Annotated in this window: 7 protein-coding genes and 1 pseudogene; 4 read left to right on the top strand and 4 right to left on the bottom strand. The window is 66.9% G+C overall.

Annotated features, from left to right (window positions below):
• Positions 1 to 321, bottom strand: a 321-nt coding sequence (locus ACFV4G_RS41675) for an ATP-binding protein (protein ID WP_380448526.1), incomplete at its 3' end; no start/stop codon positions are given.
• Positions 322 to 561: 240 nt separating this feature from the next.
• On the opposite strand from ACFV4G_RS41675, the gene ACFV4G_RS41670 reads away from it, so the two are divergent.
• The 4 genes and pseudogenes from ACFV4G_RS41670 (at position 562) to ACFV4G_RS41655 (ending at position 2,151) form a co-directional block, all read left to right on the top strand.
• Positions 562 to 1,407 carry a helix-turn-helix domain-containing protein gene (locus tag ACFV4G_RS41670; RefSeq protein WP_380448524.1) on the top strand — a complete coding sequence of 282 codons (846 nt, stop codon included), beginning with the start codon at positions 562 to 564 and terminating at the stop codon, positions 1,405 to 1,407.
• Entirely contained in the window at positions 1,404 to 1,625 is a 222-nt protein-coding gene (locus ACFV4G_RS41665) for a DUF397 domain-containing protein (protein ID WP_380448522.1), read from the top strand. Before ACFV4G_RS41670 ends, ACFV4G_RS41665 begins: the two co-directional genes overlap by 4 nt.
• A 71-nt stretch (positions 1,626 to 1,696) precedes the next feature.
• Positions 1,697 to 1,801 (top strand): annotated as a pseudogene (locus ACFV4G_RS41660) (DUF397 domain-containing protein); the annotation flags it as partial.
• A 170-nt stretch (positions 1,802 to 1,971) separates the two neighbouring features.
• The gene (locus ACFV4G_RS41655; protein ID WP_380448528.1) at positions 1,972 to 2,151 is read left to right on the top strand and encodes a hypothetical protein; all 180 of its coding nucleotides are present in this window, start codon (positions 1,972 to 1,974) and stop codon (positions 2,149 to 2,151) included.
• A 66-nt stretch (positions 2,152 to 2,217) separates the two neighbouring features.
• Here the strand turns inward: ACFV4G_RS41655 and ACFV4G_RS41650 are convergent, their stop codons facing one another.
• The 3 genes from ACFV4G_RS41650 to ACFV4G_RS41640 all read right to left on the bottom strand — a co-directional run bounded on the left by ACFV4G_RS41650 (position 2,218) and on the right by ACFV4G_RS41640 (position 4,956).
• Positions 2,218 to 2,787 (bottom strand): GNAT family N-acetyltransferase, encoded by a 570-nt coding sequence (locus ACFV4G_RS41650; RefSeq protein ID WP_380448520.1) that lies wholly within the window; start codon positions 2,785 to 2,787, stop codon positions 2,218 to 2,220.
• A gap of 185 nt (positions 2,788 to 2,972) precedes the next feature.
• Positions 2,973 to 3,743, bottom strand: a complete 771-nt coding sequence (locus ACFV4G_RS41645; protein WP_380448518.1) for an alpha-ketoglutarate-dependent dioxygenase AlkB — start codon at positions 3,741 to 3,743, stop codon at positions 2,973 to 2,975.
• Positions 3,727 to 4,956: a hypothetical protein gene (locus tag ACFV4G_RS41640; protein WP_380448516.1), complete on the bottom strand. Its 1,230-nt coding sequence runs from the start codon at positions 4,954 to 4,956 to the stop codon at positions 3,727 to 3,729. The genes ACFV4G_RS41645 and ACFV4G_RS41640 overlap by 17 nt, the downstream gene beginning before the upstream one ends.
• Between the last annotated feature and the right edge of the window lie 185 nt (positions 4,957 to 5,141).

Genomic DNA, 5,141 nt, shown 5'->3' with positions numbered 1-5,141 from the left:
GTTTTGGTCGATCGGCTCCCCCCGCCCGGCCACGTCTGCGCGGCCGGGCGGGGAGAGGACGGGCGCGCGGTCGCCACGGGCGTCGTGGACCTCGATGCGGAGACGGGAGGGGGAGACGTCGAGCGCGAGGTAGATGAGGTAGCCGGTGGGCGTCCCGTGGACGACGGCGTTGGTCACGAGCTCGGAGACGGCGAGGAGCCCGGGTTCGAGGAACTGGCCACCGCTGGGAGCGGCGGCGAGGAGCGAGGAGAGCCGCCGCCGCGCCTCGCCCGGCGCTCGACGGCTGCGCGGCAGCCAGATGGAAGACACATGGATGGACATGGCGAAGACACCTTCCGCACACATGACTTGGGGGTCAAAGCGCCGGCCATGTCACGCAATGCCAGCACTTCGTCACTCACAGCATGGAGCATCACGACTACGCATCGCAAGGCATGTCGTCGAAATATGAAAACTTTCAGCTCTCATCGCAAGGTGCCGCCTCTAGGCTCATGAGGGTGGTGGCGAACCGTCACCACTCGCATGCACACTGGTGCCTGGACGTTCTGGAGGGCTGGGTAGATGGCAGTAGCAGTGCCAGCGGTGCGGTACCGACGCATCGCCGCCGAGCTGAGGAGGCTCCGCGAGCTCAAGAGCCTGTCGGCAGAGGAAGTTGCCGCCCAAGTCCCGGGCATCAACCTCGTCAAGCTCAGCAGGTACGAGAACGCCCGCGTCCAGCTGAAGCCCGACGTCGTCCGCGCGCTGCTCGACTTCTACGGGTGCGAGGAGGAGCTCAAGGAAGTCCTCGTCGAGATCCTCCGCGACAAGCGCCGGCCCGGCTGGATGGCGGGCTACGAGCAGCTGAACCCGCTCTACACGGATCTGATTCGCCTTGAAGAGACCGCTACCGGCCACAAGTCCTACGAATCGGCCTACATCCCTGGGCTACTTCAGACGCGCCAGTATGCCCACGCCATCATCGCCAGCGGCGTGATAAACAAGCCCAGCGTTGAGGAACGCGTCGAGGTCCGGATCAACCGGCAATCCGTCCTGACCCGCTCCGACAACCCCCTCAAGCTCTGGGCCGTCATCCATGAATCGGCCCTGACCATGCATGCCGCTCCGGGCGTCATGACCGATCAGTTGGACAAGTTGCTGCAGTTCAGCCGCCTCCCCAACATCAAGATCCAGATCATGCCGGCGTTGTCTCCCCCTCACCCCGGAATGACCGGGCCGTTCACCCTCCTGGAGTTTCGGCAGCGCGATCTCGACCTCGTCCTGCTCAGCGGCATGCTCAGCAGCGATTGGGTCGAAGATCCAGAGCATGTCGATGTCTACCGCGCGGCGTTCGACGAGATCATGGCCACCGCCCTGCCGCTCGATCAGTCGCTCGACCTCATCACACAGAAGAGAGACGCGCTCAAGTGACCCACTTCCCAATCGCCTCCGCACTCCCCGTGAAGTGGAAGAAGGCAGCTGCCAGCAACCCGAACGACAACTGCGTCGAGGTCGCAGACTGCTACGCAGAAGGCGTCCCGGTCCGCGACAGCAAGGAACCTCACGGGCCGGCTCTCGGCTTCAGCCCCGAGGCCTGGCGGGCGTTCATCACCGGCATCCAGGCCGGCGACTTCCCGACCACCCTCTGAACCTCTGCCTTGGGGAGGCCCCCGCGAAGCGCGCGGGGGCCTCCCAGATCAGCCTGCCCGGAAGGGCACGCATGTCCACTGACTTGACGTGGCGCAAGAGCAGCTACAGCGGCGGCGAAAGCGGCAACTGCGTCGAACTCGCCGACGGCATCTCGGACATCGTCCCGGTCCGCGACAGCAAGGACCCTCACGGGCCGGCTCTCGGCTTCAGCCACGAGGCCTGGCGGGCGTTCACGTACTCGATGGTGCGCAGCCGGATGCCGGGCTGGTCGGGCACGGCGGACAGCATGGAGCGGTCCACTCCTAACAGCGCTGCCAGGGCCGAGTGCGGAAGATCGTGTCGCAGGTGCGCGAGCGTGGCCGGCACCCGGTCGACGAACACCAGACGATGCTTCGGGCCGGCACCAGCCTCGCGGCGGCGGTCGCCGCCGCGCCGCTCCCGCAGCGCAGACTCCTGCTGCGCCTCCCAGGCAGGGACGAGCTCAGCAACGAGTTCGGCAAGATGCTGCCGGGATGTGCCCGATAGGGCGTGATGAGACAAGGCCGCGCGGGCCGATGACTTCACATCCACGGGCGCCGCGCCTCGCGCCGCCTACGCCTGCCGCCGCTCCCACTGCTCCTTCGTGATCTCGTACCGCACACCCCCGTGCTCGGAACCCTCGACCGCCATCATGCTGTCCGGCGTGGGGATGTTCTCCGCGAGCGTCATCCCGAGCTTCTCCATGACGTTACGCGAAGGGCGGTTCACGGTCATCGTCTCGGCCCAGACCATGCGGATGCCGAGCTCGGCGAACCCCTTCGCCAGCAGCGCCTGCGAGACTTCGGTGGCGTAGCCCCGGCCCCAGGCCGCCTGGCGCAGGCGATAGCCGAGTTCGGCCTCCTCACGCGGGCCGCTGCGCCGCGGACGCAGGCAGAACCAGCCGACGAACGCGCCGCCGTCCTTCTTGTGCGCGGCGAACAGGCCGAGGTCATGATTCCAGCGCTCGTAGCCGGCGAGGATGCTGGGGATGGCGAGGTCGCGGACCTCCTCCGGCGGGGTTGGAGCGCCGCCGGTCAGGTAGCGCATCACCGCCGGGTCGCTGTCCAGCTCGATCAGCAGGTCCGCGTCGGCGGCGGCGAAGGGGCGCAGGGTCAGGCGCTCGGACTCGAGGTAGGTGGCCACGTGAGGATCATGGCCGAGACGGGTCGGACGGTCCAGGGAGTTTTCGGGCCGCGTCTGTCACCGGGTGGCGTGCTGGAGGAACAGCAGCATGACACGGCCGCCTTCACGTCACGGCCGAGGACCCGCCTGTGTCCTCTGAAGCTCGAAGCCGCCCCGCGAGACCCGTGGGGCGGCCTCCCTCTTGCTCACACGGGCGGGATCAGATCGCTCTCGCTGATGGTGTACGCCAGCGCGGGGTAGGCGAAGTCCGTCTCCTGGTTCTCACGCCGTCGTAGTTGGTAGAACTCGCGCTGCTGCTCGTCGTCGGCCGCCAAGAGGCGCGCGCCCTGCGGGAGATGCGCGTGTCCGTCGTGGAACCGGACCACAGTCTTCGACGTTCGGAAGGTCACGCCCAACCACTGGTTGTCCGGCGCCTCGTCGGGCGCGTCCAGGACGATCTTGTGCCTGAGCCGCCGATTCGCATCGACGGAGAAAACAACCACGCTGTTGTGGGCGAGGGGGATCTCGAACTCCTCCCCACCGGTCCCCTTGGACTCGAAGATCAGCTTCCTCTGCGAGCCCTCTTCGGGCTGCCGGTAGCAGGAGAAGACGGCGATGAACGAATCACCGGCCAGATCGAGGGCTTGGTCGGAATGGCCGCCCATCTTCCGGTAGGCGTTCGTGTAGCTCTCGATCAGAGCATTGTTGAAGCCGACCGGAAGCGCCGCACGTTCCTGGATCCGCTGCGCCAGCCGCTCGTGCACTGCCCGGAATCGCTGCGCCGGGCTGCCGTACCGAGTGGTCGTCCGCACGAGAGGCACACCCCCCGCCTCGTCGACCCTGGCAAGGACGGCTCCGCGCCGCCCCTTCCCCACGTCTTCCCAACGCGTCGACCCGGACAGCTCCGCGAACAGATCCTCCTCGATCGACAGATCGACCGTGCGGACGTCCTCCGAGATCCTAGATTCGCGGGGCACGGTAGTCCCCCGCGTTCATGCTGAAGCGGAACCGGTCGCCGTAGTCGATGAACGACGAGCTCCTGTTCTCCTCGGCGTACAGCCCGCGCAGCTCGTCCATGCCCTCCTCGGTCGCCGGCCCCAACTTCACCAACTCCCCCTCCCCCTTGAGGAACGTCTCCCCGTCCTTGTGAACGGCTTCGGCGCTCGAACAGCGCACGACGTATCCCAGTCGGGTCGGAAGCAGCTCGGCGTCCAGCGCCGAGGGCTTGATCTCATGCGTGTACAGGCGGTTGGTGGACAGCGGCATGAAGAACACGGAGCCGGGATAGAGCGTCACCGTGAACTGCGCGGGCAGCGCGACCGCGTCGTGGTCTTCAGCCGGCCCCTTCAGGCGGAACTGAAGCCTGGTCAGCCCGCTGACACCCTTCACCCCGTAGTCGAAGCCGTCTTCGCCCAACGGCCGCAGCTTGTCGAGCCCCTCGTAGAAGGTGCAGAAGGCCATGATGCCGTTGGCGGGCATGTCCTTGGTCTTGTCCGCGTGGGACGAGATCTTGGCCTTGGACTGCTTGCGCTCGGTCGTGGCAGCGGTGTTGCGGTAGATCTGCGCGAGGACGTGATTGAGCGGCGCCTGGCCCCGGAAGATGCCGGCGGCCTCGCGATTCAGAGCGTCGACGATGCCCGTGTCGGTGGGGCGGAAGCCCTCGGTCGGCCCCGAGAGGTTCGTGGAGCACCGGAGCAGGCGGAAATGCAGTTCGTCACCGTCCTGCGTGACGGGCGTCAGGTAGATTCCGCTGCGATGAGCCGATCCGGGTTTGGTGGACTCCGTCAGGGACTGGAACTCGTGCTCCGCGCTGATCCGTCCGAAGTGATCCCCATCGAGTGCGAAGAAGCGCCGGTAGTACACGCCGACGCCGTGGACACGGACGGGAACTCGCCCGACCCCGACGCACTCCCAAGCCTCCCCGGCGTCCTCGCGGAAACCGTGCGACAGCTCCCGAACGACGAAAACCCGCGCGGCACCGTCCAATTGGCGTCCGCTGATCCCGGAGATGTCGCCACACAGGTAGACGGTCTTCTGTGCGAGATCGAGCGAACCGGAAGCAAGCACCTCCGGCGAGATCACGGACCCGAAGAAATCCCGAACCACGTCATCGTCGTGCAATGTCGAAGGAGCGACCAGGATGTTGTTCCCATCCTCGATGCACGCCTCTATTGGCCCCGTTGTGTTCATCAGCGGTACCTGCCACCTGCAGATCTCGGCGAATGGATCAAATGAGCTTCGATGCTCTCACGGGGCCTCGACGCCGGGCAACGGAAATGGCCCCCCGGCCCGCCGGGGGCCGGGCCGGGGGCGGGGGGGGTGGGGGTGGGTGAGCCCACCCCGGCGGGTGGGGGAGCGGCGGGTTGGTGTCGCGC

It is taken from the genome of Kitasatospora sp. NPDC059747, from assembly GCF_042732955.1.
In the GTDB taxonomy this organism is placed as follows: Bacteria; Actinomycetota; Actinomycetes; order Streptomycetales; family Streptomycetaceae; genus Kitasatospora.
The sequence above is the reverse complement of the archived record's forward strand: the minus strand, read 5'-3'. Positions and strand labels throughout refer to the sequence as shown.